This window comes from Lentzea sp. NPDC036955, from assembly GCF_055608005.1.
In genome coordinates, this window is sequence record NZ_JBVJRC010000002.1 from 1 (window position 1) to 26,814 (window position 26,814).

Genomic DNA, 26,814 nt, shown 5'->3' on the forward strand with positions numbered 1-26,814 from the left:
GCCGGTGTCGTCGCAGCTCTCGCGTTCTGACCGTGTTCTGACCATCCCGAAAGGACAGTTTCGATGACGCAGTACGTCCTCGCCGTCGACCAGGGCACGACCAGCACCAGGGCGATCATCTTCGACCACAGCGGTTCCATCGTCTCCGTGGGTCAGAAGGAGCACGAGCAGATCTTCCCGCGGGCCGGCTGGGTCGAGCACAACCCGGTGGAGATCTCCGAGAACACCCGGTTCGTGATCGGCCAGGCGCTTGCCACGGCCGACCTCAACACGAGCGACATCGCCGCGGTCGGCATCACCAACCAGCGCGAGACCGCCGTCGTGTGGGACAAGAACACCGGGCAGCCGGTCTACAACGCGATCGTCTGGCAGGACACCCGCACCCAGGCCATCGTGGACGAGCTCGGTCGGCTCGGCGGCGGTGGTGACCGCTACAAGGCCAAGGTCGGCCTGCCGCTCGCCACCTACTTCTCCGGTCCGAAGATCCGCTGGATCCTCGACAACGTCGAGGGTGCCCGCGAGCGCGCCGAGGCCGGCGACCTGCTGTTCGGCAACACCGACACGTGGACGCTGTGGAACCTCACCGGCGGCCCCAACGGCGGCGTGCACGCCACCGACGTCACCAACGCGTCGCGGACCATGCTCATGGACCTCGACACGCTGCAGTGGGACGCCACGATCGCCGAGGAGATGGGCATCCCGCTGTCCATGCTCCCGGAGATCAAGTCCTCTTCGGAGGTCTACGGCCACGGCGGCCCCGGCGGCGTCCTCAAGGGCGTGCCGATCGCCGGCATCCTGGGCGACCAGCAGGCCGCCACGTTCGGCCAGGCCTGCTACGAGCCGGGCACCGCGAAGAACACCTACGGCACCGGCAACTTCATGCTCCTCAACACGGGCACGGAGAAGGTCGCGTCGAAGAACGGCCTGCTGACCACGGTCTGCTACAAGATCGGCGACGAGGCCCCGGTCTACGCCCTGGAGGGCTCGATCGCGGTCACCGGTTCGCTGGTGCAGTGGCTGCGCGACAACCTCGGCATCATCGGCTCGGCGCCGGAGATCGAGACGCTCGCGAAGTCGGTCGAGGACAACGGTGGCGCGTACTTCGTGCCCGCGTTCTCCGGCCTGTTCGCGCCGTACTGGCGCTCCGACGCCCGCGGTGCGGTCGTCGGCCTCACCCGGTTCGTCAACAAGGGCCACATCGCCCGCGCCGTCCTGGAGGCCACCGCCTTCCAGACGCGCGAGGTCCTCGACGCCATGAACGCCGACTCCGGCGTGCCGCTGACCGAGTTGAAGGTCGACGGCGGCATGGTGGCCAACGAGCTGCTGATGCAGTTCCAGGCCGACGTGCTGGACGTGCCGGTGATCCGGCCGGTCGTCGCCGAGACCACCGCGCTGGGCGCCGCCTACGCCGCCGGTCTCGCGGTGGGCTACTGGTCCTCGCTCGACGAGCTGCGCGCCAACTGGTCCGAGGACAAGCGCTGGGCGCCCGAGATGGACGCCGACGAGCGCGAGCGCCAGTACCGCAACTGGAAGAAGGCCGTGACCAAGTCGTTCGACTGGGTCGACGCCGACGTCCGCTGATTTTCTGCTGAGGGAGCTGAAGGTGTTCGCAAGGCTGGATCCGGCTCGACGTGCCGACTCGCTGGCTGCCCTGGACGGCACCGAGTTCGACGTGCTCGTCGTCGGTGGAGGTGTCGTCGGTGCGGGTGCCGCGTTGGACGCGGCGTCGAGAGGTCTCTCGGTCGCACTGGTCGAGGCCCACGACTGGGCGGCGGGGACGTCGAGCCGGTCCAGCAAGCTCGTCCACGGCGGGCTGCGCTACCTGGAGCAGCTGGAGTTCAAGCTGGTCCGCGAAGCGCTCAAGGAACGCGGGTTGCTGCTGCGCCGGCTCGCACCGCACCTGGTGCGGCCGGTGCCGTTCCTCTTCCCGCTGGAGAAGCAGTGGGAACGCGCCTACGTCGGCGCGGGCGTGCTGCTGTACGACTCGATCGGCGGCGCCGGTGCGGTCCCGATGCACCGGCACCTGTCCCGCAGGCGGATGGCCGAGATCGCGCCCTCGCTCGACACCTCGGCGTTCGCCGGCGCCATCCGCTACTACGACGCGCAGGTGGACGACGCCCGCCTCGTCACCACGCTGGTGCGCACGGCGGCGCAGCACGGCGCCACCGTGCTGTCCCGCGCCAAGGTCACCTCCTTGCTGCGCAACGGCGGCCGCGTCGCCGGCGCGTCCGTGCGCGACGAGCTGACCGGTGTGACGCACGTGGTGCGCGCGCGGCGCGTGATCAGTGCGACCGGCGTGTGGACCGACTCGCTGAACTCGATGAGCCCCGGCACCCCTCCGTTCCACGTGCGGATGTCGAAGGGCGTCCACGTCCTCGTCCCGCGCGACCGGATCCAGCTCGACGGCGGCCTGATCACGCGCACCGAGAAGAGCGTGCTGTTCGTGATCCCGTGGGGCGCGTACTGGATCATCGGCACCACGGACACGCCCTACGACGGCGACCCGGCCGCGGTGTCGGCGTCCCCCGAGGACGTGTCGTACATCCTCGACCACGTCAACGCCGTGCTGCGCGACAGCGTGTCGGCCGACGACGTCGTCGGCATGTACGCGGGTCTGCGCCCGCTGCTCGACGGCGCGTCCGGCGACACCGCGAAGCTGTCGCGCGAACACGCCGTGGCCCAGCCGGAACCGGGCTTCTTCGTGATCGCGGGCGGCAAGTACACGACCTACCGCGTGATGGCCGCCGACGTCGTCAACGCCGCCGTCGCGGGTCTGGGCAAGGCCGTCGCGCCGTCGCTGACCGCGCGCCTGCCGCTGTGCGGAGCCGTTGGCTTCCAAGAGCTGTGGGCAGACCGGACCCGTGTCGCCGCCGAGTCCGGCCTGTCCGCATCCACTGTGGAGCGACTGCTGCGCCGCTACGGTTCGGCGATCTCCGACGTGCTCGCGCTGGTCTCCCGGGACCCGGCGCTCACCGAGGACGTGGCCGGCCACCTCGCCGCCGAGGTCGTCTACGCCGTGACGCACGAGGGAGCGCTTTCGCTCGACGACGTCCTTGCCAGGCGGACGCGAATCGCGGTGGAACACCTCGACGGCGGCGCCTCGGTCGTCGACCGGGTGGCCGATCTGGTCGCTGGTCCGCTCGGGTGGACCACGGCCGAACGTGATGACGCCGTGCGCGCTTATCGGGAGAGTGCAGAGTTGGCCGCCCACTAGGCGTAGGAGATGTGACGGTGCGATGCAGAGCACGGAGCTGATCGAGAGGTTGCGCCGGGAGGGTGGCTTCCGGCTGTTGCCACTGCTCGGGAACACCGGTCAGGTCGCAGGGGTGCACCTGACCCGGTTCCTGCCCGGCGGCCACCTCGACGTGATCCAGGCGTGGGACGAGCACTGGGCGGTCTACGCCCGGCTGCCCGACGTGCTCGACGCCGCCGCACCGTTCGCGGTGCCGACCGGCGCGACGGCCCAGAGCGGGCCGTTCGCGCGGGTCGTCGCACCGCTGCTGCCGCTGCAGCCGGGTCTCACGGCCCGCTGAGCGGACTACTCGGCGACCCAGCCGACCAGGGCGCGCCAGGCGGGACCGGAGAACGTCAGTTCGGCACCGGTGTTCTTCGAGTCCCGCACGAGCGCGTCCTGGGTCAGCGCGACCTCCACGCAGTCCGTGTTGCCGTTGCCGCCGCTGTAAGTGCTCTTACGCCACGTCCGGTCCTGGGTCATCGGAGTCCTTTCGAAGAGCGCTGATGTACTCCGTCAGCATGCTCTTCGATTGTTCCTCATCCAAGGCGATGGCATCCAGATGGCTGAACAGCTGCCGTGCGCGCGCGACCGCCGCCTTGTCTTGTGCGAACACCTGCACCAGGTCCGATTCGCTGTAGGTGGTCGGGTCGGCCTTGTCGAACTCGAACAACGTGGTCTTTCCCTGTAGTGCGATGGCCCGGTAGCGGTCGGGCACGATTCGCATGATGTGGGTGTTGAACAGCAGACGCAGGTACTGGTCCTCCATGAGCTGTGCGTCGCCCAGGATTAGTTGCAATGCAAGCTCGTGGACGTAGAACAAGCATTCCGGGCGGAAGGGGCGTCGGAGGATCGTCTGCCGTTCGATGCGGAGGTCGACGAATTTTTCGATGTCCGCCGGTTCGTGGAACGAGGTGTCGAGGAGGAGCTGGCGCGCGTACTCCCGCGTCTGGAGCAGGCCGGGCGCCTTCAGGACCTCGAAGCTCGTGATCTTCGTGGCCAGGGACTCGGTCATGGCCAGCGTGCGCAGGTTGTCGGCGACCTGGGCGTAGTACGGGTCGAAGGCGTTGGCGTAGCGGCGGCGGAAGGTCTCGATGAAGTCCAGGCTCTGGCCACAGGCCGTGAGGAACTGGACGAGGTCGATCTCGCTCGCCCGCGCCTTGCCGTTCTCGACGTTGGAGACCTTGCTCGGGTCCCACCCCAGCTGGGTCGCGAGCGCGCGGCCCGTCATCGTCGTGTACTTTTCCCGGAGTCGGCGCAGTTCGTCGCCGAGGTCTCGGCTGTAGGCCGTAGAGGTCATCGCGGTCATGCCAAATACGCTATGGCTTGTTTTTGGAACAAGTAATAGCCACATTCGGGTGAAAACAGCGGGCTAGTGATCAAGCCATGCTTTCGCGGCGACCACTAGTGCTTCAACGCCGGTTTTCACCGTTGGTTCGATATCGGGTGCGAAGGCGGGGGAGTGGTTCATCGGCACGGGGTCGGGCGTGCGCGCGTTGAAGTCGATTCCACCGAGGAACCAGAAGACCGTCGGTGCGCCGGCGGCCGTGCCGAACACGCCGACGTCCTCGCTGGCGCTGACGACCGCGCCGGGGATCAGGCGCTCGGTGCCGAAGTGCTCGGTGAACGCGGCCACGGTCCGTGCGGTGGCGTCCGGGTCCGACACGAGCGGCGGCATGGCGTCCCGCCACTCGAACTCGGGCTCCCGCGGCGCACCGGAGGCCGCGGCCTCGGCGCGCACGATCCGTTCGACGGCGTCGCGGATGATGCCGCTCGTGTGGTCGTTGAACGTCCGGATGTTGATGCCCAGCCCGGCGGTGTCCGGGATGATGTTCTCCTTGGTCCCGGCGTGGATCTGGCCGACCGTGACCACCGCACGTTCGCTGGGGGAGATCTCGCGCGCGACGATCCCTTGCAACCGCACGACGACGTGCGCGGCCATCAGCACGGGGTCGACAGCGGTCTCCGGCGACGAACCGTGACCGCCGCGGCCGAAGAGGGTGACGTTCACGGTGTCGCTGGCCGCCATCAACGGGCCGCTGCCGTGAGCGAGCATCCCGGCGGGCAGGGGAGCGACGTGCTGGGCGAGCACGACGTCCGGCGTGCCGAACCGGTCGAACAGCCCGTCCTCGACCATGTCCCGGGCGCCCCGGCCGAGCTCCTCGGCGGGCTGACCGACCACGAGCAGCGTGCCGGACCACTCGTCACGGGTGTTCGCGAGCGCTTCGGCCGCGCCGACCAGACAGGTGACGTGCATGTCATGGCCGCACGCGTGCGCCACAGGCTGTTCGTCGCCGTTGGCGTCCACCGCGCGCGCTGTGCTGGCGTAGGGCAGCCCGGTCTCCTCGCGCACCGGCAGGGCGTCCATGTCGGCCCTCAGCAGGACGGTGGGCCCGTCACCGTTGCGCAGCACGCCGACCACACCGGTGCCACCGACCCCGGTCGTGACGGCGTAGCCCAGGGGGCGCAGTGCGTCGGCGAGGACTCCGGCGATGCGGAACTCCTGCAACGACAGCTCGGGGTGCCGGTGCAGGTCGCGGTAGAGCGCGGCGAGGTCGAGGGTCACGCCACAGTTCCAACCCAGTTCTAGTCGAGCAGCTTGCGCAGCTCGGCGTCGAAGTCGAAGTGGTCGGTCTCGCGACCGGGGGCGACGACGTCGTAGGTGGAGTTCAGGAACTCCTGCAGCTCGGTCGAGCGCACGTGGAAGACCGCGTGCGAGACGTCGGACTGCAGTTCGAGCACGGCGGTCGTGGAGTTGTGCGGGCGCAGCCGCACGTCACCGGCGCCGGCCGAGGTGATGAGGCCGTCGGCGAGCAGGTCGCGGCTGACGAGCCAGACCGTCTCCTGGCGTCCCATGCGGAACGTCATCGTCACGGCGTGCGGGTCGTCGGCGCGGTAGCCCAGCTCGACCTCGACGGGCATGGGGCGCCCGGACGGTGCGATGAAGGCGAAGACCGACTCGGCGCCCACTCGTGTCACGTTCGTCATGCCTCCTAAGACGTGCGACATCCTCCCTGGATGCCTCCATCAGGAAAATCGATGACAACGCGACTTTCAAGCGGTCCGAATATGACTTTTGACATTGGTCACGACGGGTTGCCGCGCGGGCGCAGACGGCCACCGGGCAGCGGAGGCGCAGGCAGGCGGCTTCCGGCATAGCCCTCGACACGGCCGAACCGGTCCGTCTCCGCCTGCCATTCCTCGCGATAGGCGGCGATCTCGTCGTGGGTGCGGCCGACGAAGTTCCACCACATGACGATCTCTTCCCCGAATGGCGTGCCACCCAGCAGAACTACCCGCGCACCGGCCTCCGTCGTGAGGGTGAGGGTGCTCCGACCAGTGCCGACGTACCCGAGCTGCCCCGGCGTGAGAGCGGTCTCGTCGATCTTCACGTCGCCGGTGTCGAGCAGCACGCCGTGCTCGAAGTCGGTCTTGGTACCAAGAGTGATCTTGCTGTTCGGTGCGAGAACGATCTCCGCACCCAGCAGCGGGGTGAACGTGTGAACGGGAGATTTCGAACCCGCCAACTCACCGAGGAACACCTTGACGGTGGCGTTGTCCAGCTGAACGGCGGGTGGCACGTAGTGTTGGAAATCACGTGCCGCATCTCGGTTGGAATCGGGTAGTGCGAGCCACAGCTGGACACCGTGCAACACCGTCGACGCCGCCGTGGACACCTCGGAATGGCAGATGCCCCGGCCGCCGGTCATCAGGTTGAGCTCACCGGGCCGCACGTAGGCATGCACGCCGTGGCTGTCGCGGTGCTCGATCTCGCCCGTGAACAACCAGCTGACCGTTTGCAGCCCAGTGTGTGGGTGCGGCGCCACGTCCATCTTGTGGTTGTCGGGCCCGTAGTGGTCGCAGAAGCACCACGCGCCGATGAACGACCGCTGCTTCTGCGGCAGCGTCCGGCGCACTGACATCGCCCGCGGGCCGCCCAACGGCACGTCGCGCGGCTGGAGGACCTCGACCCCGCCCGGCGTGGGCGTGCAGGTGACTTCGGCGGGCTCGACCTCGACGTTGCTCACGCCGGTGATCGTAGGCGTGGTTCAGCGAGCACGTGGCTCCTGAGCCGAGCCCCCCGGCGGGCTCGGCGTCCGGCCGGTGGGGGCAGCATGGGAGCAGACAGGTGAGAGCTGGGGGCAGCGGTGGCGGAACTTCGGGACGGGTTGTTCGCGCGCGTGGCGAGCAGCGGGTACGAGCTGGACGAGGCGCAGGCGCGGGCGGTCGAGCGGCTCGCAGGGCTGGGGGAGCGGCGCCGGGGCGTCTACCTGCACGGGCCGGTCGGGCGGGGCAAGAGCTTCCTCGCCGACGCGTTCTTCGACGTGCTGCCCGTGCGGCACAAACGGCGCGTGCACTTCCACGCGTTCTTCCACGAGTTGCACGCCCGGATCTCGTCACGGCTGCACGAACGCGGTGCGGTGGCCCACGCGCTGAAGGAGCTCATCGGCCGGTGTGACGTGCTCGCGTTCGACGAGTTCCACCTGCACGACGTCGGCGATGCGATGCTGATGACGCGGCTGCTGGAGGAGCTGCGGGCACGCCGGGTGATGATCATCGCCACCTCGAACTACCCGCCGGACGGCCTGCTGCCCAACCCGCTCTACCACGACCACTTCCTGCCGGGCATCGCGCTCGTGGAGGAGCTGATGGACACCGTCGAGCTCGACGGCCCGACCGACTACCGGCACCTGCGCGGACGGGCCCGCTCGCGGTTCGAGACCGGGGCGGTCGTGCGTGCGGTGGAGCTGCCGGCCGTCCCGGTGGTGCTCGACGTGGGCGGCCGGGCGATCACCGCGCTCGGTGTCGACGGGCGGCGGATCTGGTTCGACTTCGGCGACCTGTGCGAGAAGCCGACGTCCACAGCGGACTACCTGGCGCTCGCCGACCGCCACGACGACTGGGTGGTCGTGGGCGTGCCGCGGCTGGAGACGTGCGACCGGGAGGCGCAGCAGCGGTTCGCGAACGTCGTGGACGTCCTCGTCGACCGCGACGCCCGGCTGACCCTGGTGAGCGACCACCCGCTGGCCGAGATCGTCGGCGGCCGGGCCCTCGACCTCGCCCGCACCGCCAGCCGGCTGGAGCTGATCAACTCCATCGGGTGAACAGTGGAGCGCCTCCACCGCCGATAGCACCCAAAACCCCTGTGCTAGGAGCGAGCAAGTGAAGATGGTGCGCGCCCGTGTCGCGTCGGCAGTGGAGAGCAACCGGTTCCAGGCGTTCATCGTCGCGGTGATCGTCGTCAACGCGCTGGCGCTGGGCGCGGAGACGACGACGGTGCTGCACGCGGAGCTGGGTCCCGTGCTGACGTTCGTCGACCGCCTGGCGCTGATGATCTTCACCCTGGAGCTCGGCGCGCGGCTGTACGCGTTCGGCTGGAGGTTCTTCCGCGACCCGTGGAACGTGTTCGACTTCGTGATCGTGGCCATCGCGCTGATCCCGTCCGCGGGCCCGTTGTCGGTCTTGCGCGCGTTGCGGATCTTGCGCGCGTTGCGCCTCGTCGCGATGGTGCCGAGCATGCGCCGCGTCGTCACGGCGCTGGTGCGGTCGATCCCAGGCCTGGTGTCGCTGTCGGGTCTGCTGGTGCTGCTCGTCTACGTGGGCGGCGTGATCGCGAGCAACCTGTTCGGCGACACCGGTGACCCGCGATTCTCCGGGCTCGGATCGACGTTGCTGACGCTGTTCCAGATCACCACCGGTGACGGGTGGTCCGACGTGATGCGCGACCTGATGGAGCAGAAGCCGTACGCGTGGATCTTCTTCCTGGTCTACCTGCTGGTCGGCACGTTCACGATGCTCAACCTGTTCATCGCGGTGGTGTGCAGCGCGATGCAGGAGGAGGTCACGCTGCCCGCACCCCGTTCCGGCGCACACGACGACCTGCTGTTGCAGGAGGTGCGCGCGCTGCGCGACGAGGTGCGAGCGTTGAAGGCGAACGTGTGACCCCCGCCTGAGAGCCGCGACGTGGTCCGGCCGGTGACGCCGCCGTGCACCGGCCGGACCACCTCAACCCCGGGTCACGGGGTGACCGGGATGTTCGTGAGGCCCTTCGTCGCGCGGGAGACCGTGTTCGAGGCGTGCACGACGTTCGGGTTGTCCTTGCACTTCGACGTCGAGCTGACGTGGACGCCGTACTCACCGACGCCGCCGAGGTCGGAACGGTTGCCGCGCCACACGTTGCCGCAGCCGTTGCCGAACGACGGCGTGGTGCTCGGGTTGTGCGTCTCGTAGCCGTTCTTGAACGTGCCGGGTGCGGTGAACGTGCCGGTGTTGTTCTCGATCCGGTAGCCGGAGCCCTTCACGTCGACCCACGAGTCCGCGGAGTTCGCGCCGCTGATGCCGGTGCCGTCGAAGGTGTTGCCGGCGATCAGGCCGCCCTGCGTGCCCTCCTTGACGTCGACGTGCTCGGCGGAGACGTTCGGGCCGATCCGGTTGTCCAGCACCTGCACGCGGTCGGAGCGGTCGACGCCGCCGGAGTTGCCGTGGCACTTCCAGTTCGAGTTCGCAGAGCCGATGTACACGCCCTCGCCGTAGTCCTTCGTCAAGACACCGGCGTCGGTGATCGTCGAGCCCTTGAGCACGCCGTCCGCGGAGGAACGGCGGAAGTGCACGCCCTCCTCGTCGGTCCTCCGCACGGTGACGCCGTCGATCGTCACGTGGTGGGAGTTGTCGAGGACGATGCCCTTCTTGGACTCCGCGACGGTGATGCCCCTGATGGTCCAGTGCGGCGCGTCGAACAACCACAGGCCGTAACCGGAGTCCCAGCCCGCTGCCGGCACCGGGCAGGGGGTCGGCGCCGTGCCGGACGGGCCGTCGTTGACCAGCACCGCGGAGGACGGGCCGGTGAGCGTGATCGGGTTGCTCGCGGTACCGGCCTTCTGCGCGACGAACGAACCGCGGTACGTGCCGGGGGCCAGGCTGATGACGTCACCGGGCCGGGCGTTCGCCAGTGCGGCCTGGAGCTGGCCGGCGGTCGACACCGGGACCGTGCCCGCCGGTTCCTCGACGGGTGTGGTCGAGTCGGGGACGTTCTTGAGGAACAACGACTTCGCCGCGTCGGTCCTGGTCGCGTCCACGCCGTGGCCGCCGGTGTAGTCGCGCTGCTCGTTCTTCGCCCAGTCGGTGATCGGCATGCCGTTCACGTCGAGGTGCCGGTACCCGCTGCCGTTCCAGCCGAACTGGTAGACGCGCCGGCGGTCGGCGTAGAACGGCTCGTAGCCACCGCCGGCGGACAGCTGCTTGGTCATGGCGTTGTTGAAGAAGACGTTGCGCGGACCGGAGGCGCCCGACCACTTCACGGCCTTCTGACCCGCGCCCCACCAGATCGGGAACCAGTTCGAGTCGTCGGGACCGCCGCCGCCCTCCTCACCGCAGTTCGCGCGGCAGTTGCCGGAGCGGTGGGCGTGGGGGACGCGGACCGTGTTGTTCTCGAACAGGTTGTTGCGCTCCCAGCCGCCGTGCAGGTTCAGGTCGGAGTCGAAGTCGTTGCCGATCACGACGTTGCCCGAGGCCGACCACTGGAAGGTGAAGTGGCGCAGGTTGCGGGAGGTGTTGCCGGCGTAGAGCGAGTCCCACACCCGCGAGCCGCGGAAGTAGCCGTTGCCGCCCTTGCCCTTGTTCCACGCACCGTCGAGGACGTTGTCGACGATCTGCAGGTTCTTGGCCTCCTCGGTGACGATCGGGTGCGACCCGGTCATCTCCGCGCGGACACCGCGCACCCACGAGTTCGCCGCCCACTTGAACACGATGCCGTGCATCTCGTCGGCCGGCGCCATGTTGCCGTAGTCGTGGACGGCCCCGGCGGGGTCGAGACCCGGCACCTCCTGCGTGAAGCCGAAGTTCTCGAACCCGACGCCGAGGACCGGGTCCACCAGCGGCGAGACCTTCGAGTCGTACGTCGTCCCGTCGATCGCGGGCGAACCGTCCGAGGTGGAGTTGACCGGGACGTCGAACTCCAGCGGCTTGTCCAGCGTCACCGTCGTGCCCGAGACGGACGCGACGGTGAAGATCTGCTGCCGCATGTGCATGTTCAGCAACGGGTGCGGGGTGCCGGTGGCGTTCTGCTGCTCGTAGAACTTCACCGAGTTCGCCGCGCGCACGTTGACGAGCGACCCGGCCGTGATGTTCGTGGTGGACGCCACCTTCACCGTGCGGTCACCGGTCTTCGCGGCGGCGGTGACCTTCGTGCCGGCCTTCCAGTGCACGTTCACCGTGCCTTCGAAGATGTCCTTGCGGTTCTCCGGGGCCTGGGAGTGGTCGCTCGCGTAGCCGGGGTGAACGCCGCGCGACTGCACGCGGAACAGGCCGCGGCCCGGCCACAGCCAGCCGCCCTTGCCCTGCCCGAACGTCATCCCGTCCTCGTCCCAGTCCGAGCCGTCCGGGGTCAGCGCGTCGTAGCGGGTGGTCGCGTCCGGGGTGTAGACGATCTTCGTCGCGGTCGCGCCCGCGCCCCTGATGACCAGGTGGTCGGCATCGACGTGGAGCTCCTTCGACACCTTCAGCACCCCGGCGGGCAGGGTGATCAGGCTCAGCCTGGAGTAGCTCGCGCCCGGTGAGCACGACGTGCGGACGAAGTCGATCGCGGCCTGCAGCCCCGCGGTGTCGTCGGCCGCGTCATCGGGCCGGACGCCGAACCGGGAAGCCAGTTCCGCAGCCGTGATCCGGCAGCTCGCGCTCGGGTTCACGTCATTGTCGCCGGGCAGCACGCCGGTGCCGCGATAACCGGCTTTCGACCAGTCGTAGAGGCCGGGAATGGCGGCCCGCCGGTTGCCGGACGAGACGTCCAGGCCGGTCGCCGCAGGTGTGGCCGTCGCGGTCACGGGTAGGGCGAGACCGGCTATCACAACCGCGGACAGCAGAGCTATCGGAGTTCGCATCTTTGCGGGAACCCTTCGGCAGGGCGGGGCGAAATCTTTGTAGCCGACAGCCGCGGAATGTGTCAAACATTCACGTGACTGAAATTGTCTTCCTGCAAAGGGTTTCAATTACTGAATTCCGAAACCGCCCGCGGGCACCGCCAGCTCACGCTGCTGAATCGAGCGAGCGGTCGGCCGGGCTCAGGCTCCGGTGTGGGTGAACGCCGCCCAGATCCGCGCCGGATACCGGTCGCGCAGCTCGCAAACGACGGCGTGCAGCGCCCTCGCGGGCAGGCTCAGGCCGTGGTCGAGCAGGGCCGAGTGGAACGCGACGCTCACGTCCGCCGCCGCTTGCTCGCCGACCTCCCACAGGGTGTCGACGACGCTCGGGTAGCCGGCGAGCAGGAACGCACCGGCGAGGTGCCCGCACGACAGCACCGCGAGCCGGGCGGCCGGCAGTCCCAGCCGGGCGACGTCGAGCGCGGTCAACGGCCCGTCGTGCAACCGCAGCCCGCTGCGCGCCGGGTTGTCGTCGGGGGAGCCGGAGCAGGCGAAGTGGACGTACGGGTGGTGCTCCAGCGCCGCCAGCACGTTCTCCCGCGTTGCGAGCGGGCCCTCCAGCGCGGCGGCCTCCCACAGCTCGGCCAGCACCGCGACCTCGTACGGCGCGTCGGCAGGCGCGACCACGACCATGCTCGGCGCGCCCACGGGTGCGGCGGCGCGGGCACGGGCCCAGGTGAGCGCGCGCACCGTCGGCGTGTAGGAGGACACCACGCGGTCCAGCACGGTCCGCCCGTCCCGCCCGGCCGCGTGCAGCGGCAGCCCGGCGAGCGGGCCGGTCGGCGACCACCAGACGTGCGTGTGCTCGGGCACGCCTTCGAGCACCGGCTCGGTCACGGTGTCCCACAACCACTCCAGCGTCTCGGCGAACGCCCGGTCGTCGCTGCCGAAGTGCTCGGCGTGCGCGACCGCGTCGTCGTAGCGCAGCCGCGGCAACGGCAGCAGCTCCACCCGGCCCGGCCACAGCGTGAGCGCGTCGCAGCGCAGCCGGCTCACGTTGACCAGCACCACCGGACCGTCCACCGCGGACTGCTGCAGGTCGCCGACGGACGGGAACGCCACCTGCCGGTCGTCCTCGAACACGCGCGCCAGCAACAGGTCCCTGCCGTACTCCAGCCACTGCGCCGCCAGCGCCAGCTGTCCGGCCTGCACCGCGCACGCCGCCGCGTCGGCCACCAGCCCGGTCAGCTCGGCCAGCCCGTTCTCGACGTCGGCCCGCCGGAGCCGCAGCAGCAACGCCATCGCCCGCTCGGCACCGCGCAGCGCCTGTTCCCAGTCGTTGATCCCCGCCGACGTCACCGACGCCGTGTGCGCGGCCAGCACCCGCGTCACCGGGTCGAGCGCCTCGCTCGCCGCCGCCTCCGCCAGCGCCCGCGCCGCCGCGCGCAGCCGGCCCGAGTCACCGGCCTGCTCGGCCTGGCGCAGCAGCAACCGGGCGAAGCAGTGCTGGTAGGAGGCCTGCTGCGGGTCGGCGCGCGCGGCTCTGCCGTAGTAGATGACCGCCTCGTTCAACGTCTCCGGCGTGCCGGTGAGCTCGTAGATCTGCTGCCAGAACCCGCCGAGGTTCGCGAGCGCCCGCGGGTGCAGCGGGTCCTTGGCCGGGCGCTGCCGCAGCACCTGTTCGAACAGCTCGCCCGCCTCGATCAGCGCCTCGCGGGCGTCGGTCACGTCGAACCGCATCCGCAGCGCGACGGCGAGCATCTCGTTCGCGTCGGCGCTGGGCGTCGCGGCCACCAGGGCCCGTGCGGCGTTGACGGCGTCGGTGACCAGCTCGGGGAACCGCTCGGCCATCTCGGTCGACGCGCGCGTCAGGCTGGTCGCGGCCGCGGTGTGCGCGTGCGGGTCGACGGCCGCCGCCACCGCGTCGCGCAGGACCCGCACCGCCTCGCGCAACGAGTCCACGTCACCGAGGTGCCGGTAGCGCAGCCGCAGCGCGTTGCCCAGGCTCGTCAGGTGCTCGGCGGTCGGCGGCGTGCGGCGCAGCACCTCGATCGCCTCGTCCAGCGCCCCCGGCTCCCCGGCCTGCTCGAACCGCTGCAGCAGCGCACCGGCGAGGCTGTCGAGCCGGGTGCCGAGCGACTCCGGGTCGCGCGCGGACTCCACGGACCTGCGCAACGCCCCGATGCCGTCGGTCAGCACGTCGGTGTCGCGGTTGAGCTGGGCGCGGAACTGCGCCAGCGCGCCGATCAGCCACTCGGCGTTGCCGCGTTCGGGGTCCGTCTTGGGCAGGGCGGCGAGCGCACCGCCGACCATCGCCTCCGCCTCCTCCAGCATCGACAGGTCGCCGGTCGCCGCGATCCGGGCGCGCAACGTGGCCGCGAGGTTCAGCAGCATGCCCGGCCGGAGCTCGTCACGGGCGTTGTCGGCGGCGATGCGGTGCGCGGCGATCGCGCCTTCGAGGTCGGTGAGGTGGCGGGTGCGGTCGTAGCGCTCGGCCAGCGCCAGCCCGAGCAGGTGCTGCATCAGGTCGTAGTCGCGCTGGCCGGGACCGGTCTGGCCGACCACGCCCTGCGCGAGCGCGATCGCCTCGTTCAGGCTGCTCAGGTCGCCGTCGCGCTCGTAGCGGTGGCGCTGGATGCGGACGATCTCGGTGGCCTGGGTGAGGTTCACGCCCGGCCCGTCGACCAGGCGGGTCAGCAGGTCCATCGCCTCGTCGAGGTCGGCCGGGTCGTGCGCGGTCTCGTAGCGGTGCAGCAACGACGACGCGAGGGTGCTGATCGTCTCGGTGAGACCGCCCAGCCGCAACGCGTCGCGCAGCACCGACACGCCCTCGTCGAGCAGGCGGTGGTCGCCCGTGCGTTGGTACTGCTCGATCAGCGCACCGCCCTGGTTGTGCACGGCGACCGCGTCCGCCATCGGTTCTCCTAGAGTCATCCGCTCACAGCCTGGTGCGCCGACCGGGCGCCGTGTGGTGCTTTGCCGTTGTTTCCCCCGTTTGGTGCTGTCAGGTCGCGTGGAATAACGCGGAGCGTTGTCATGCGAACGGGTGCAGCAAACCATCAGAAGCGGGGCTTCCGTACCTGAAGTGTGCGTTAAGGCACCTACCCGCGCGATCAGCCGACCGATACGTTCGTGGCCGAAACAACCCTGAACGGTGTGTCGCCGACTGCTGCGAAAGGTGCAAGGGTCAGTTGCTGTTCGGCAGTGAGCGTTCCAACGAACAGGAGCACCCGCGTCGCCGTGGGAGAACAGGCTGCCCTGATGCCCGACACCATCCCGTACCGGGAGCTGCGGGCGCAGTCGAACGTCGCGACCGGTGTCGACGAGCCGTTTCGAGGCCGGGCACCGGGCGCTGCTGGCGGTGCCGTCGGTGGAGCTGCACCGGTTCCTCAGGGGCGTGAAGGCCTGGATGGGTGGCGGGTTCGAGTGGCACACCACGCACCCGCGCTACCGGTAGCGACCGGCAATCGCGACGGCCCGGTCGTGCAGCGCGGTGCGCAGCCACGGCGGTGACAGGGCCTCCGCGCCCGTGGCGAGCTGCCACAGCGCCCATTCGGCGTGCCAGGCGTCCTGGAACGAGGCTTCCACGCGCAGCCGGCCGTCGGCCTCGGTGTGTTCGGAGTGGACGGTCAGCGCGGTGTCGGCGAGCTGCTGCCGCCGCGCCGGGTCGAGCAGGAGCAGGACCGTGGTCTGCTCGCCGCCGGTGCGGAACCGGGTGCCGCGCTCCTGCCAGGTCTTGCCGAGGTCGACGTGGTCCGGGCGGTCGGCCGGGTCGTCGAGTTCCTCCGCCGCCCTGATGCGCGCCAGCCGGTAGGTGCGGTCGGCACCGTCCGCCGTGGCCAGCAGGTAGCCCTGGCCCCGCACGGTGACCAACCCGATCGGGTCGACCGTCCGCCACCGCGGCTGCTGACCGCGGGCGGCGTAGTGGATCTTGAGCTTGTGCCCGGCGAACACCGCGCGCCGGACCTCGGTCACGAGCGCGTCGGACAGCTCCTCGGTCGCGGTGCGGCGTTCCAGCAGGTCCGTGTCGGGGTCGACGAGCAGCCGACGAGCGGCACCGGCCGCGAGGTCGCGGTGGCCCGCCGGCAACGCGTCGGCCACCTTCAGCACGGCCGAGGCGAGCGCCGAGCCGAGCCCGAACACCTGCGCGCCCCGCCGTGAGCCCGCGATCAGCAGGGCGAGCGCCTCGTCGTGGCCGAGCCCGGTGAGCTCGGTGCGGAAACCGGGCAGCAACGCGAACCCGCCGTTGCGCCCGCGTTCGGCGTAGACGGGGACGCCCGCGGTCGACAGCGCCTCGACGTCACGCAGAACCGTGCGCGTGGAGACCTCGAGCTCGCGGGCGATCGTGGTGGCGGAGAGCCGTCCTCGTTGGCGCAGCAGCAGTACCAGCTTCACCAGGCGATCGGCGCGCATGCCCGAACCGTACGGCAATACATGACACAGGGTGTCGTGTATTGCTTGCGAAGCTCCTTTTCGGATTCGACGAATGGAGTTGGAAGTGGCAGTGGAACGGACCGCCGTCAACCCGTGGGAGTGGTCGGTGGAGCTGGGGTACAACCAGGGCGAGGTCGTGTCGGGGCAGACCCGGACGCTGTACTGCTCCGGGCAGGCCGCGATGAACGCCTCCGGTGAGCCCGAGCACGCCGGTGACGTGGGCGCGCAGCTGGCGTTGAGCCTGGACAACCTGGAGGCGGTGCTGGCCGCCGCGGGGATGGCGCTCGCGAACCTCGTTCGCCTGACCGTGTACACGACCGACGTGGACACGCTGTTCGCGCACTACGGCGTGCTGGCCGGCCGGTTGGGCGCCGCGGGCGTGGCGCCGGCGACGACGATGCTCGGCGTGTCGCGGCTGGCGGTGCCGGGGCTGGTGGTGGAGCTGGAGGGGACCGCGGTGGCGTGACGTGGACGGGCTGCTCGTGCCCTCGTGCGGCACGAGCAGCCCGGGTGCCCCACACGGCTGGTCAGGTGAGGCGGCGGCGCAGCTCCGGGAGGAACTCCGGGTCCTCGGCCACCAGGCGGGCGGCGTCCAGCTCGTGCGGGACCGACGTGTTCGGCTCGCGGTCGAGCAGGTAGTGGATGATCTCGCTGACGAGGACGGGCTCGTCGGGCTCGACCAGTGCGAGGTCGTCGAAGAACCCCTCGGACAGCACCACGTGGTGCCGGGTCGTCTCGGTGCCCTCGCGCACCTCGGCGGCGTACTCGTGGGCGGCCATCGGCATGACTCGAACATCCGTGCTCATGTCGCTCGGCTACCCGTGCGGTGACCCCGAAAACCTGTGCGGGGATTGCGACGGGGCTGTGCGGGTACGCCTTTGTCGTGCAGACCTTCTTGCCCTACGAGGACTTCACCTTCACGGCCCGCGTGCTGGACCAGCGCAGGCTCGGCAAACAACGCGTCGAGACCCTGCAGGTACAGCGCGCGTTGGTCGTGCCGGGTCACGGCTGGCGGAACCACCCGGCCGTGCGGATGTGGGCGGGCTACGAGGAAGCACTCGTGCGGTACGGCATCGAGACCTGCGCGCAGTGGCGCGCGGGCGGGTACCGCGACACGTGCGAGACCACCATGCGCGCGGACCTGGCGCGGGCCAAGGAGATCACGGTCGTGCGCACCCAGGAGCAGCTGGCGGCGGACGGCGACCTGCCGTGGTGGCTGGGTGACGAGGGACTGCACCGCAGCCACCGGTCGGCCCTGGTGCGCAAGGACCCGCAGTTCTACCGGCGGTTCTTCCCGGACGTCCCGGACGACCTGCCGTACGTGTGGCCGAGGTCGGACCGGGAGGTCCGGGTCTGAACGGGCCCCGGCGGTCAGTCCGGGGGCTCGGGGGCGTCGGGGTTCTCCTGCGGGACCTCGGGCTCGGTGTCGGCGCCATCCTGCGTGACATCGGGTTCCGGCGTGTCGAGGTCGTCCAGGTCGGGGGTGCCCGGCGAGTGCGGGGCCTCCGGGTTCACGGGATCGGTCATGCCGCGCGGTTACCCCGCGGGCCGGGCGCTATGCCGCCCGCGGGGAAGTTCACACCGCCGCGAGGCTGGCCCGCGGACGGTCGCACCCTCAGCCCGCCGTGAAGTTGTCCGCCACCTCGGCCTCCAGCGCGCGCAACGCGCCGTCGCCGTCGGTGTCGTCCGGAATCCGCAGCTCGACCTCGCTCGTGCCCGCGCCGCCGGGCGCCACGCGCAGGTAGGCCTGCTGCACGTCGTCGCGCCGCCATTCCAGGGCACGTTCCTCCGTGTGCACGACGGTCTCGCAGGTGCGCAGCGACGGCGGCAGCCAGGCCAGGGCGCGGGTGTCGTCCGACGCGGTGTTGAACACGATGTCGGCGTCGGCTTGCATCGTGCGGGTGGTGGCAGTCATGAGCTCGGGGTACCCGCAACGGGCGGATTATTGATGCTCTCCGCTGAGAATCCGCCCACTAGTCAGCGGTCTTCGGGAACGGCACCGCCGCGGCACGCGTCTGGCCGGCACCGGTCGTGCCCCGCTGCCCGAAGCCGCGGCTACAGCACGCGGCGCAGCCACTCGATCCTGGCCGCGCGGGCCCGGCGGGACAGCACGGCGTCCGGCACCAGCTGGTCGAAGCCGTGGCAGCCGCCGGGCCACACGTGCAGCTCGGCGTCACCGCCCGCGCGCCAGATCCGGGCCGCGTAGTCGACCGCCTCGTCGCGGAAGACGTCCACCGAGCCGACGTCCACGTACGTCGGCGGCAGGCCGGAGAGGTCGGTGGCACGGGCCGGTGCGGCGTACGGCGACACGTCCGGGCCGCCGCGGGCCGCGCCGAGCAACGCCGTCCAGCCGGTCAGGTTCGACGCGCGGACCCACGTCGTCCCGGAGAGGAACTGGTGGCTGGACGGGGTCTCGCACCGGTCGTCGAGCATCGGGCACATCAGCAGCTGACCGCGGACGGCCGGACCGCCGCGGTCGCGGGCAATGAGCGTCACCGCCGCCGCGAGACCGCCGCCCGCCGACGTTCCGGCGACCACCGGTGGGGCGAAACCCGCGCGGTCCATCCAGGTCAGCGCCCAGTAGCAGTCCCGCACAGGTGCCGGGTGCGGGTGCTCGGGCGCCAGCCGGTACTCGGGGGAGACCAGCGTGACGCCCAGCTCCTCCACCCACTCGGCCAGCACGTGCAGGTCGGAGCGGCGGGTGCCCGCGACCATCCCGCCGCCGTGCAGGTGCAGCACGGGCGGCCCGTCACCGCCGGTGGGCCGCAGCACGAGCACGGGCACCCCGTCCGCGTCCTCCTCCGAGAACGTCACCGCACCGCCCCGCGTGAGCTCCGCGTCGGTCACCACCCGGCCGGTGCGGCGCCGCTCCGGGATGCCGCCGGGCGTCAGCGGCGGCCGGGACAGGTCGGCGGCGGCCGCGATCTCCCGGTCGATCACCCCTTCACGCCCGTGTGCGCGAGGCCCTCGATGAACTGCCGTTGTGCCAGCACGAACACGATGAGGATCGGCACGGCGGTCATCGTCGCGGCGGCCAGCTGCACGTTCCACATCGGACCGCCGTAGATGTCGACGAACTGGGTCAGCGCCTGCGGCAGCGTGAACATGTCCGGTGTGGACAGGTACACGATCGGTTCCAGGTAGAGGTTCCACGAGTGCAGGAACGTGAAGATCGCGACCGCGCCCAGCGCCGGCCGCGACAGCGGCAGCGCGACCCGGTAGAAGATGCCGGCCCTGCCCAGGCCGTCCATGCGGGCGGCCTCCTCCAGCTCGGCGGGCAGGGCGATGAAGAACTGGCGCATGATGAAGATCGCCAGCACGCACGGCGCCCCGAAGATCGGCACGATGATCAGCGGCCAGTGCGTGTTGGTGAGGCCGAGCTGCTGGAAGAGCTGGAACAGCGGCACGATGGTGACCTCGCTCGGGATGAGCAGGCCGACGAGCACCACCACGAACAGCGCGTTCTGGCCGGGGAAGCGGATGCGGGCGAACGCGTACCCGGCCATCGCCGCCACCACCATCGTGCCGATCGTGACGACCACCGCGATGTAGAGGCTGTTCCAGTACTGCTGCCCGAACGGTTGCAGCTCGAAGACCTGCGAGTACGTCGAGAACGTCCAGTCGGACGGCAGCAGCGACACGGAGAAGATCTCGCCGATCGGCTTCATCGACGAGGTGACCATCCACCACGTCGGGAACACGAACGGCACGCACAGCAGGCACAGCAACCCGTACAGCCAGACCTTACGACTCATGGAGCACCCACTTCCGGCGCATCCGCCACTGCACCAGCGTCAGCGCGGCGACGATGGCGAACAGCAGCACCGAGATCGTCGCGCCGTAGCCGAAGTGGTGGAACTGGAACGCCTGCTGGTACAGGTAGTAGATCAGCACGGTGGTCGAGGTGCCGGGCCCGCCCTGGGTGAGCACGGCGATCTGCGCGAACACCTGCAACGAGCCGACGATCGTGATGATCGAGGTGAGCAGGATGGTCGGGCTGATCAACGGGATCGTGATCCGCAGGAACCGCGTCCACGCCCCGGCGCCGTCGAGCTTCGCGGCCTCGTACAGCGGCGCCGGGACACCTTGCAGCGCCGCCAGGAACAGCACCATGTTCAGGCCGACGTTCTTGACGACCTGCACGACGATGACCGACACCATCGCCGTGGACTCGCCGCGCAGCCAGTTCGGCCCGTCCACCCCGAAGAACCCGAGCAGGCCGTTCACGCTGCCCTCCGGTTGCAGCATCAGCTGCCACACCAGCGTCCACGCCACCAGCGACACCAGCACCGGTGAGAAGAACAGCGTGCGGAACAACGTGGTGCCGCGCAGCTTCTGGTTCAGCAGCACCGCGAGCAGCAGCGCGAGCGACAGGTTCAGCACCACCAGCCCGCCGGCGAACCACGCCGTGGCCACCAGCGAGTCGCGCAGCTTCTCGTCGGCGAGGAGGCGTTCGTAGTTCTCCGCGCCGATGAACTCGAAGGTGCCGCCGAGCACGTTCCACTCGTTCAGGCTGTACCAGCCGACCAGGGCCAGCGGGACCAGCACGAACGCAATGCTGCCGAGGAGTGCGGGCGCGACGAACAGGTAGCCGACCAGGTTGTCGCGCCTGCGGTAGGTCCAGAACGTCACGGGCGCTCCAGCAGCGGCTTGATCTTCGCGCACACCCCGTCGAGCACCTGGCCGACGTTCGCGTCGGGCTTCCACAGCGGGTCGAGCGCCGCGCGGATCGTCTGGTTCAGCTCCTCCTGGCCCTGGTGGCTGGGCTTGACGACACCCTTGTTGATGCCGTCGATGACGACCGACTGCAGCTGTTCGGGCTTGAGCAGCGGGTTGGACTTGGCCAGCGTGTCGGCGTTGAGCAGCGACTGCCTGGCCGGCGGGAAGAACTGGGCGAGCTTCGCGGAGTTGGTGGGGTTGGTGAGGAACCCGAGGAAGTCCGCGGCGGCATCGGCGTTCTTCGAGCGCTTCAGCACGCCGACGCCGGCCTGGCCGATCACCGCGTAGTCGCCCTTCGGGCCCTGGGGCAGCGGCAGCAGCGTCCAGCCGAACTTGGCGTCCTTCAACGCACCGGCGCGCGAGATCTGGCTGACGGCCATCGCCGCGTTGCCCGCGAAGAAGTCGACGGTCGTGCCCGGTCCGGGGATCGCCTTGTCCGTGAAGATCGCCTTGTGCACGAACGCCATGGCATCCTTCATCTCCTGGCTGGCGAACCCGCAGCGCTTGCCGTCCTCGCTCCAGGCGTTGGCGCCCCAGCCGCGCCAGATGGTCGACAGCACGGCCCAGTTCTGGTACTTGAAGTCCGGCAGCACGAGGTTCTTGCCCGCCGACGCCGCCACGGCCTGCTCCCAGGTCGTGGGCAGCTCCTTCACCAGGTCGGTGTTGACGAACAGGCCGAACGGCGAGGTGGAGAACGGGTAGGCGTACAGCTCGCCGTCCTTCTCCCACAGCTTGGTCGCGGACGGCACCAGCTCGTCGGCCTTCTCCACCTTGCCGCGGATCGGGGCGAGCGCGCCGGAGGAGACGAAGTCCGGCGCGGACTCCTCCAGCAGCCAGGCCAGTTCCGGTGCGTTGCCGCCGGCGATCTGGGTGGTGAGCGTGGTGGTGTAGCCGTCGGCCGGCACCGAGTCGAACTTGATCTCGGTGACGTCCGGGTGCGCGGCCTTGTACTCGGTGGCGATCTCGGTGAGCAGCTTGAGATGTGCCTCGTTGGCGGTCCACACGGTCATGCGCAGCGTCTTCGGACCGGACTGGGCCGAGGAGCCGCCGCAGGCGGTGAGGGCGAGCAGTGCGGTGCAGATGAGGGCGAGCAGTCGGGACATCGTTGTCTCCCTGGACTAGTAACCGGACACGTCCGGCCAGCGGAGCTCGACGCCGTCGCGGTCCAGCCGGTGCTGGAAGTCCGCGAGCAGGCCGGGGGTGTTGCGCACGGCACGGGGGGTGGTGTTGTGCGCGAGGCAGAAGTCCGCGAGCGCGCCCGCGACCTCGCCGACGTTCCACTCGACCGGGTGCAGCCGGTGGGAACCGTTGGTGATGTGGGTGGTGCCGATGTTCTTGCCCGCGGGCAGGAGGTTCTCCACCCGCTGCGGGATGAGCGCGCCGAGCGGGATCTCGAACGGGCAGCTCGCGACGTCGAGGTAGTTGTCGCCACCGGTCGAGGGGTGCAGGTCGATGCGGTACATGCCGACCCCGACGGCGTCGTGGTGCTGGACCGCGCCCTTGTCGCCGCGCACGGCCAGCGACAGGTCCTGCTCGACGATCGTGTACTCGGCCCTGATCCGGCGCGACTCGCGGATGTAGGGCGCCTGGGCGAGGCCGTCGGCGCCGCCGCCGGTGACGTCACCGCGCAGCCGCAGGCCGGGGAAGCCGGTGCCGCCGTCCGGGCGCGGTGCCTCGGTCTGCAGCCAGTAGAGGACGGACCTGGACAGCTCCCGTGCCGCCGCGATGTGGCGGTCGGCGTCCGGCACGTCGATCACCGGCGACTCGAAGTAGTCGATCATCGGCCAGTTCACCAGGCAGATGTCGCTGTCGTAGGCGCCCTCGACGAAGTTGCGCCGCGCGGCGATCCGGCGGAACGTCCACAGGTTGCTGTCGCCCGCGCTGAGCCGCTGGTCCGACAGCACGGACAGCGGGTCGTCGTCCGGGTTCGGCGTGAACGTGCGCTCGGCGGTGGTGAGCGTGCGCGGGTCGGGGGAGCGGAACGACAGCATCCGGTCGCCCCAGTAGTCCGGCTGGTACTCGCGCCAGAAGTCGTAGCGCGCGGGCTTGTCGATCGTGTGGTCGCCGTCGACGTGGTCGATCGCGAAGCACACCGACATCGCCTGCATGTTCGCCGGCTGCGCCACCTCCGGTGCGCTCGGCTCACCGGTGTCCAGTGTGGACTCGAATCCGGTCACGTACTCGGTGCCGGTCAACGGGAGCAGCTCGCCGGTCTCGGTGGCGTCGAGGATGTACGGCGCGGACAGCTCGACCTCGCTGCCGTGGTGCTCCACGGTGACGGACACGACCCGGTCGCCGTCGGTGCGGGCGCTGACCGGCCGCGCCGGCTGCAGGACCGTGAGCCGGCCGCTGCCGCGGTAGGGCGCGAGCATCTCGTCGATCACCGCCACGGCGACGCGCGGCTCGTGGCACAGCCGGCTGACGTTGCCCGCGCCGGGGTTGAGCTCGCGCCACGCCCGTGCCCGCGGGGTCAGCGGGTAGTTGCGGCGGTAGTGGTCGCGGATGCCCTCGCGCAGGGCGCGGTACGAAGCCGTGACGCCGAAGCGTTCGACCCAGCTGTGCTCGTCCGGTGGCACGGCCTGGCTGGTGAGCTGCCCGCCGAGCCAGTCGAACTCCTCGGTGAGCACGACCCGGCGGCCGGCGCGCAGCAGTGCGAGCGCCGCGGCGACTCCGCCGAGTCCGCCGCCGATGACGACGACGTCCGTGTGGTGCGGCAAAGCTTCCTCCTCAGTGGTCCACCGGTGCGCCGAGCGTCGAACCCTCGACGAACGCGCACGGCAGCAGTTCCCGCGGTGTGGTGCCGTGTTCGAGCACCTCGGTCAGCGCCTGCACCGCCCTGCGCCCCATCTCGCGGCGGGGGATGCGGAACCCGGTCAGGTCGACGTCGCCCGGTGCGGGCCGGGTGGCCGCGCCGAGCATGAGCACGGACAGGTCGCCGGGCACCGACAGGCCGTGCTCGCGGGCGGCGAGCACGAGCGCGGCACCGTCGGAGACCTCCTCGGCGAGCACGGCCGTGACGCCCGCGCCGCGCACGTGGCCGAGCGTGGTGGCCGGCAGGTGCGTGCCCTCGACCCCATGGGCCGCGACGGCGTCGCGGAACCCGCGCAACCGGTCGGCGGACGACTCGGCACCGGTGCCCGGTCCGACGTAGGCGATCCTGCGGTGGCCGTGGGCGACGGCCCGGTCGACCAGGTCGCGCACGGCGGCCCGGTAGTCGGCACCCACGCACGGCACGGCCGCGCCGGCGTCGTCGCGGCGGCCGATCGACACGAACGGGATGCCCTCGGCGAGCATCTGGGCCAGGTCGTCGCGGTCGACCGTGCGGCCGATCAGCAGGCACCCGTCGGCCAGCCGCACCCGGCTGTCGTCGCTGAAGATCCGCCGCTGCCCGCCGACGGCCTTGGCGCCGGTGAACAGCAGCAGGTCGCAGCCGACCGCCTCGGCCTGCTCCTCGATGCCCTCCAGGAACGGCTGGTAGAAGTCGGCGCGCGTGCTCGGGAAGACCGCCTCGTAGGTGAACACGCCGAGGATCTGGTTGCGCCGGTCGTGCAGCCTGCGCGCGATCGGGTTCGCGACGTAGCCGGTCCTGCGGATCACCTCCAGCACCCGTGCGCGGGTCTCCGGCGCGATCCGGACGCCGCCGTCCTGGCGGTTGTTGAGCACCAGCGACACCGTGGCCTGGCTGACGCCTGCCATCCTGGCGATGTCCTGCTGGGTGAGCCGCTTGGCCATGACCACCTGCCAATTCGAATTGGCACGGATTGTGCTGCGGCGGCCCAGGTGTCGTCAACCCCTTGTAATAATTCGAATTAGCACGCTGACGGGTGCGGTGGGTGGCCCAGCTTGCCGGTACGCTGGGGCCACTCCGGTGAACGTGGAAGCGGGCTGCGGCTAAGTACCTGTGTGATGACCGTGATCAACCGCAGTTCGCGGGACGGAGTCCCCCCAGACGACGAGCGCTCGGCGGAGCACTCGGACGGGGAGGACTTCACAGCTCTGTTCACCCGCCACGCCGACGAGTTGCACCGCTACCTGGCCCGCTGGGTGCCGATGGCGGCCGACGACCTCGTCGGGGACGTGTTCGTCTCGGCGATCCGCAGCCGTGCCCGCTTCGACCCCTCGCGCGGATCGGCGCGAGCGTGGCTCTTCGGCATCGCGACCAACCTGCTGCACACCCACCTGCGCGGGCGCCGGCGGGAACGCGAGGCCTACGCGCGCCTCGTGCACGGGCGGGAGAGCGACAGCCACGAGAGCCGCGTCGTGGACACCGTGGACGCCGAGGTCCGGGCACGCCAGTTCGCCGTGGCGGTGCAGCGGCTCGAACCGCGTGACCGCGACGTGCTGCTGCTCACCGGCTGGGCGGGGCTGGACTCCGCCGAGGTCGCACAGGCGCTCGACATCCCCGTCGGCACCGTGCGGTCCCGGCTCCACCGCGTGCGGCGGCAGCTGCGCACCGCGTGTCCCGACATCGTCCTGGAGAACAACGATGACTGAGAAGATGTGGACCGACGACGAGCTCGACCAGGCGATCGCCGACCAGCCGGCCGGTCCGGCGTTCAGCGCGGCGGCGCGGGAACGGGCGCTCGCCCGCATGCTGGCGGCGGAGGCGCCGCGGCCCGGCAGGAAGCGCTGGCTGGTCGCCGCGGCGGCGGTCGCGCTCGTCGTCGGCGCCCTCGTCGCCGTCCCCCCGCTGTGGTCGGACGACTCGGGTCCCGCCGCGAGCGCCGCGGAGACGTTGCGCCGCGCCGCCGCGGCCACGACCGCGCACACCGCGCCGTCGGAGGGCCAGTACCGTTACGTGGCAACGCATTCCTGGGACGTGGGCAGTGCGACGACCAGAACGGGCAAGCCCCTCTCGGCACTGATCCACACCCTCGTCGAGGTCTGGGTCCCGGCCGACCGCACCGGCGAGTGGCTGGAACGCCGCTCCACGCTGGGCAGCCGGTGGCTGGTCGGCAGTGACGACCTCGTCGAGGCCGAGGGCGACGGAGGGCTGTTCGCGGGCAACCCGCCGGTGCAAGAGCGCCGCGGACCGTGCGGCGACTACCCCGACGTGAACGAGGAGCTCGGCGGAGATCCGGACTGGGGCAAGCCGTGCACCGAGCGCGCGGGCAGCTGGTACCAGCCCAACCCCCGGTTCCTCACCTCGCTGCCGACCGCTCCGCAGGCGCTGTACGACCGACTGTGGGCCGATGCGCGCAACGACGCCGCGAACGCGTTGTCCCACGCCGCAACGGTTCTGGCGGCACCCGACGCGTCGCCGGAGCTGAGGTCCGCGCTCTACCAGGCGCTGCAGCACCTGCCGGACCTGCGGGTCACCGAGGAGACGGCGAACCTGGACGGCAAGACCGGCACCGCCCTCGGCCTGGCGCGAGCGGACGCCCGCGAGGACATCATCATCGACCCGGCGACCGGCCGGTACATCGGCACGCGGTGGGTGTTGCTCCGCCCCGGCACCGGCGCGTGGGAGGGCCTGGAGCCGGGCACCGAGGTCTCCTCCTCCGCGGTGGACTTCGCCGTGGTCGACCGCGCGGGGAATGCGCCGAAGTGATCGCGTCGAGCGGTGATCTTGTG

Annotated in this window: 26 protein-coding genes and 1 pseudogene; 10 read left to right on the forward strand and 17 right to left on the reverse strand. The window is 70.5% G+C overall.

The genetic code is table 11. The features are described 5' to 3' along the window. The first annotated feature begins 63 nt into the window (after window positions 1-63). Genes glpK through ACZ7CF_RS05115 form a run of 3 tightly spaced genes read left to right on the forward strand, consistent with a single transcriptional unit; the run spans window position 64 to window position 3,533 of the window. Complete coding sequence (gene glpK, locus ACZ7CF_RS05105; RefSeq protein WP_360384749.1) at window positions 64-1,581, forward strand: glycerol kinase GlpK; 1,518 nt, start codon at window positions 64-66, stop codon at window positions 1,579-1,581. Window positions 1,582-1,603: 22 nt separating this feature from the next. Continuing rightward, window positions 1,604-3,214, forward strand: coding sequence for a glycerol-3-phosphate dehydrogenase (glpD, locus tag ACZ7CF_RS05110; protein ID WP_470368903.1), 1,611 nt, complete (start codon window positions 1,604-1,606; stop codon window positions 3,212-3,214). A gap of 22 nt (window positions 3,215-3,236) precedes the next feature. Beyond that, complete coding sequence (locus ACZ7CF_RS05115) at window positions 3,237-3,533, forward strand: hypothetical protein (protein ID WP_360384745.1); 297 nt, start codon at window positions 3,237-3,239, stop codon at window positions 3,531-3,533. Between the two features lie 5 nt (window positions 3,534-3,538). Here ACZ7CF_RS05115 and ACZ7CF_RS05120 read toward each other — a convergent pair whose 3' ends face one another. The 5 genes from ACZ7CF_RS05120 to ACZ7CF_RS05140 all read right to left on the reverse strand — a co-directional run bounded on the left by ACZ7CF_RS05120 (window position 3,539) and on the right by ACZ7CF_RS05140 (window position 7,260). Further along, on the reverse strand, window positions 3,539-3,715 hold the full coding sequence (locus ACZ7CF_RS05120) for a DUF397 domain-containing protein (RefSeq protein ID WP_360384743.1): 177 nt from the start codon (window positions 3,713-3,715) through the stop codon (window positions 3,539-3,541). Continuing rightward, window positions 3,690-4,541: a helix-turn-helix domain-containing protein gene (locus ACZ7CF_RS05125; RefSeq protein WP_470368904.1), complete on the reverse strand. Its 852-nt coding sequence runs from the start codon at window positions 4,539-4,541 to the stop codon at window positions 3,690-3,692. The genes ACZ7CF_RS05120 and ACZ7CF_RS05125 overlap by 26 nt, the downstream gene beginning before the upstream one ends. A gap of 63 nt (window positions 4,542-4,604) precedes the next feature. Beyond that, the gene (locus ACZ7CF_RS05130) at window positions 4,605-5,798 is read right to left on the reverse strand and encodes an amidohydrolase (RefSeq protein WP_470368905.1); all 1,194 of its coding nucleotides are present in this window, start codon (window positions 5,796-5,798) and stop codon (window positions 4,605-4,607) included. Between the two features lie 20 nt (window positions 5,799-5,818). Continuing rightward, window positions 5,819-6,220, reverse strand: a complete 402-nt coding sequence (locus ACZ7CF_RS05135) for an SsgA family sporulation/cell division regulator (RefSeq protein WP_360384737.1) — start codon at window positions 6,218-6,220, stop codon at window positions 5,819-5,821. A 98-nt stretch (window positions 6,221-6,318) separates the two neighbouring features. After that, entirely contained in the window at window positions 6,319-7,260 is a 942-nt protein-coding gene (locus ACZ7CF_RS05140; protein WP_360384735.1) for a pirin family protein, read from the reverse strand. A gap of 120 nt (window positions 7,261-7,380) precedes the next feature. Between ACZ7CF_RS05140 and zapE the strand changes: the two genes are divergently transcribed. Both zapE and ACZ7CF_RS05150 read left to right on the forward strand, forming a co-directional pair. Next, window positions 7,381-8,337, forward strand: a complete 957-nt coding sequence (gene zapE / locus ACZ7CF_RS05145; RefSeq protein WP_360384733.1) for a cell division protein ZapE — start codon at window positions 7,381-7,383, stop codon at window positions 8,335-8,337. Between the two features lie 64 nt (window positions 8,338-8,401). Further along, a complete protein-coding gene (locus ACZ7CF_RS05150) occupies window positions 8,402-9,175 on the forward strand; it encodes an ion transporter (protein WP_360384994.1) in 774 nt (257 codons plus the stop codon). Window positions 9,176-9,249: 74 nt separating this feature from the next. Here ACZ7CF_RS05150 and ACZ7CF_RS05155 read toward each other — a convergent pair whose 3' ends face one another. Both ACZ7CF_RS05155 and ACZ7CF_RS05160 read right to left on the reverse strand, forming a co-directional pair. Next, complete coding sequence (locus ACZ7CF_RS05155) at window positions 9,250-12,051, reverse strand: right-handed parallel beta-helix repeat-containing protein (protein ID WP_470368906.1); 2,802 nt, start codon at window positions 12,049-12,051, stop codon at window positions 9,250-9,252. A 237-nt stretch (window positions 12,052-12,288) separates the two neighbouring features. After that, on the reverse strand, window positions 12,289-15,003 hold the full coding sequence (locus ACZ7CF_RS05160) for a CHAT domain-containing protein (RefSeq protein WP_458432770.1): 2,715 nt from the start codon (window positions 15,001-15,003) through the stop codon (window positions 12,289-12,291). 415 nt (window positions 15,004-15,418) lie between these two features. On the opposite strand from ACZ7CF_RS05160, the pseudogene ACZ7CF_RS05165 reads away from it, so the two are divergent. Continuing rightward, window positions 15,419-15,544, forward strand: a pseudogene (locus tag ACZ7CF_RS05165) (family 2 encapsulin nanocompartment cargo protein terpene cyclase); the annotation flags it as partial. Here ACZ7CF_RS05165 and ACZ7CF_RS05170 read toward each other — a convergent pair. Continuing rightward, on the reverse strand, window positions 15,535-16,500 hold the full coding sequence (locus ACZ7CF_RS05170) for a helix-turn-helix transcriptional regulator (protein ID WP_470368907.1): 966 nt from the start codon (window positions 16,498-16,500) through the stop codon (window positions 15,535-15,537). The pseudogene ACZ7CF_RS05165 and the gene ACZ7CF_RS05170 sit on opposite strands and share 10 nt — an antisense overlap. A 91-nt stretch (window positions 16,501-16,591) precedes the next feature. Between ACZ7CF_RS05170 and ACZ7CF_RS05175 the strand changes: the two genes are divergently transcribed. Beyond that, entirely contained in the window at window positions 16,592-16,987 is a 396-nt protein-coding gene (locus ACZ7CF_RS05175) for a RidA family protein (RefSeq protein ID WP_470369329.1), read from the forward strand. 61 nt (window positions 16,988-17,048) lie between these two features. On the opposite strand, the gene ACZ7CF_RS05180 is transcribed toward ACZ7CF_RS05175, so the two are convergent. Next, window positions 17,049-17,327 carry a hypothetical protein gene (locus ACZ7CF_RS05180; RefSeq protein ID WP_360384725.1) on the reverse strand — a complete coding sequence of 93 codons (279 nt, stop codon included), beginning with the start codon at window positions 17,325-17,327 and terminating at the stop codon, window positions 17,049-17,051. Between the two features lie 77 nt (window positions 17,328-17,404). On the opposite strand from ACZ7CF_RS05180, the gene ACZ7CF_RS05185 reads away from it, so the two are divergent. Beyond that, window positions 17,405-17,878: an MSMEG_6728 family protein gene (locus ACZ7CF_RS05185; protein WP_470368908.1), complete on the forward strand. Its 474-nt coding sequence runs from the start codon at window positions 17,405-17,407 to the stop codon at window positions 17,876-17,878. Window positions 17,879-17,892: 14 nt separating this feature from the next. On the opposite strand, the gene ACZ7CF_RS05190 is transcribed toward ACZ7CF_RS05185, so the two are convergent. The 8 genes from ACZ7CF_RS05190 to ACZ7CF_RS05225 form a co-directional block, all read right to left on the reverse strand. Continuing rightward, on the reverse strand, window positions 17,893-18,048 hold the full coding sequence (locus tag ACZ7CF_RS05190; protein ID WP_360384721.1) for a hypothetical protein: 156 nt from the start codon (window positions 18,046-18,048) through the stop codon (window positions 17,893-17,895). An 88-nt stretch (window positions 18,049-18,136) separates the two neighbouring features. After that, window positions 18,137-18,436 (reverse strand): hypothetical protein, encoded by a 300-nt coding sequence (locus ACZ7CF_RS05195; protein WP_360384719.1) that lies wholly within the window; start codon window positions 18,434-18,436, stop codon window positions 18,137-18,139. 140 nt (window positions 18,437-18,576) lie between these two features. Next, complete coding sequence (locus ACZ7CF_RS05200; protein WP_470368909.1) at window positions 18,577-19,461, reverse strand: alpha/beta hydrolase; 885 nt, start codon at window positions 19,459-19,461, stop codon at window positions 18,577-18,579. Next, the gene (locus ACZ7CF_RS05205) at window positions 19,458-20,276 is read right to left on the reverse strand and encodes a carbohydrate ABC transporter permease (RefSeq protein WP_360384715.1); all 819 of its coding nucleotides are present in this window, start codon (window positions 20,274-20,276) and stop codon (window positions 19,458-19,460) included. Before ACZ7CF_RS05205 ends, ACZ7CF_RS05200 begins: the two co-directional genes overlap by 4 nt. Further along, a complete protein-coding gene (locus tag ACZ7CF_RS05210; protein WP_458432762.1) occupies window positions 20,266-21,153 on the reverse strand; it encodes a carbohydrate ABC transporter permease in 888 nt (295 codons plus the stop codon). Before ACZ7CF_RS05210 ends, ACZ7CF_RS05205 begins: the two co-directional genes overlap by 11 nt. Next, window positions 21,150-22,343: an ABC transporter substrate-binding protein gene (locus ACZ7CF_RS05215; protein WP_470368910.1), complete on the reverse strand. Its 1,194-nt coding sequence runs from the start codon at window positions 22,341-22,343 to the stop codon at window positions 21,150-21,152. The genes ACZ7CF_RS05210 and ACZ7CF_RS05215 overlap by 4 nt, the downstream gene beginning before the upstream one ends. Window positions 22,344-22,358: 15 nt before the next feature. Next, window positions 22,359-23,957 carry an FAD-dependent oxidoreductase gene (locus ACZ7CF_RS05220; RefSeq protein ID WP_470368911.1) on the reverse strand — a complete coding sequence of 533 codons (1,599 nt, stop codon included), beginning with the start codon at window positions 23,955-23,957 and terminating at the stop codon, window positions 22,359-22,361. Window positions 23,958-23,967: 10 nt separating this feature from the next. After that, window positions 23,968-24,972 (reverse strand): LacI family DNA-binding transcriptional regulator, encoded by a 1,005-nt coding sequence (locus ACZ7CF_RS05225; protein WP_360384707.1) that lies wholly within the window; start codon window positions 24,970-24,972, stop codon window positions 23,968-23,970. Window positions 24,973-25,146: 174 nt separating this feature from the next. On the opposite strand from ACZ7CF_RS05225, the gene ACZ7CF_RS05230 reads away from it, so the two are divergent. Further along, window positions 25,147-25,734, forward strand: a complete 588-nt coding sequence (locus ACZ7CF_RS05230) for an RNA polymerase sigma factor (protein ID WP_360384705.1) — start codon at window positions 25,147-25,149, stop codon at window positions 25,732-25,734. Further along, the gene (locus tag ACZ7CF_RS05235; protein ID WP_470368912.1) at window positions 25,727-26,791 is read left to right on the forward strand and encodes a CU044_5270 family protein; all 1,065 of its coding nucleotides are present in this window, start codon (window positions 25,727-25,729) and stop codon (window positions 26,789-26,791) included. The genes ACZ7CF_RS05230 and ACZ7CF_RS05235 overlap by 8 nt, the downstream gene beginning before the upstream one ends. Window positions 26,792-26,814 lie beyond the last annotated feature (23 nt).

Bases quoted from the DNA above. Each gene is read 5' to 3' on its own strand.
- glpK (WP_360384749.1), top strand. From the start codon at position 64: ATGACGCAGTACGTCCTCGCCGTCGACCAGGGCACGACCAGCACCAGG.
- ACZ7CF_RS05150 (WP_360384994.1), top strand. From the start codon at position 8,402: ATGGTGCGCGCCCGTGTCGCGTCGGCAGTGGAGAGCAACCGGTTCCAG.
- ACZ7CF_RS05160 (WP_458432770.1), bottom strand. From the start codon at position 15,003: ATGGCGGACGCGGTCGCCGTGCACAACCAGGGCGGTGCGCTGATCGAG.
- ACZ7CF_RS05215 (WP_470368910.1), bottom strand. From the start codon at position 22,343: ATGTCCCGACTGCTCGCCCTCATCTGCACCGCACTGCTCGCCCTCACC.
- ACZ7CF_RS05125 (WP_470368904.1), bottom strand. From the start codon at position 4,541: ATGACCGCGATGACCTCTACGGCCTACAGCCGAGACCTCGGCGACGAA.
- ACZ7CF_RS05115 (WP_360384745.1), top strand. From the start codon at position 3,237: ATGCAGAGCACGGAGCTGATCGAGAGGTTGCGCCGGGAGGGTGGCTTC.
- ACZ7CF_RS05170 (WP_470368907.1), bottom strand. From the start codon at position 16,500: ATGCGCGCCGATCGCCTGGTGAAGCTGGTACTGCTGCTGCGCCAACGA.
- ACZ7CF_RS05225 (WP_360384707.1), bottom strand. From the start codon at position 24,972: ATGGCCAAGCGGCTCACCCAGCAGGACATCGCCAGGATGGCAGGCGTC.
- ACZ7CF_RS05230 (WP_360384705.1), top strand. From the start codon at position 25,147: ATGACCGTGATCAACCGCAGTTCGCGGGACGGAGTCCCCCCAGACGAC.
- ACZ7CF_RS05120 (WP_360384743.1), bottom strand. From the start codon at position 3,715: ATGACCCAGGACCGGACGTGGCGTAAGAGCACTTACAGCGGCGGCAAC.
- ACZ7CF_RS05195 (WP_360384719.1), bottom strand. From the start codon at position 18,436: ATGACTGCCACCACCCGCACGATGCAAGCCGACGCCGACATCGTGTTC.
- ACZ7CF_RS05135 (WP_360384737.1), bottom strand. From the start codon at position 6,220: ATGACGAACGTGACACGAGTGGGCGCCGAGTCGGTCTTCGCCTTCATC.
- ACZ7CF_RS05190 (WP_360384721.1), bottom strand. From the start codon at position 18,048: ATGACCGATCCCGTGAACCCGGAGGCCCCGCACTCGCCGGGCACCCCC.
- ACZ7CF_RS05180 (WP_360384725.1), bottom strand. From the start codon at position 17,327: ATGAGCACGGATGTTCGAGTCATGCCGATGGCCGCCCACGAGTACGCC.
- ACZ7CF_RS05235 (WP_470368912.1), top strand. From the start codon at position 25,727: ATGACTGAGAAGATGTGGACCGACGACGAGCTCGACCAGGCGATCGCC.
- ACZ7CF_RS05205 (WP_360384715.1), bottom strand. From the start codon at position 20,276: ATGAGTCGTAAGGTCTGGCTGTACGGGTTGCTGTGCCTGCTGTGCGTG.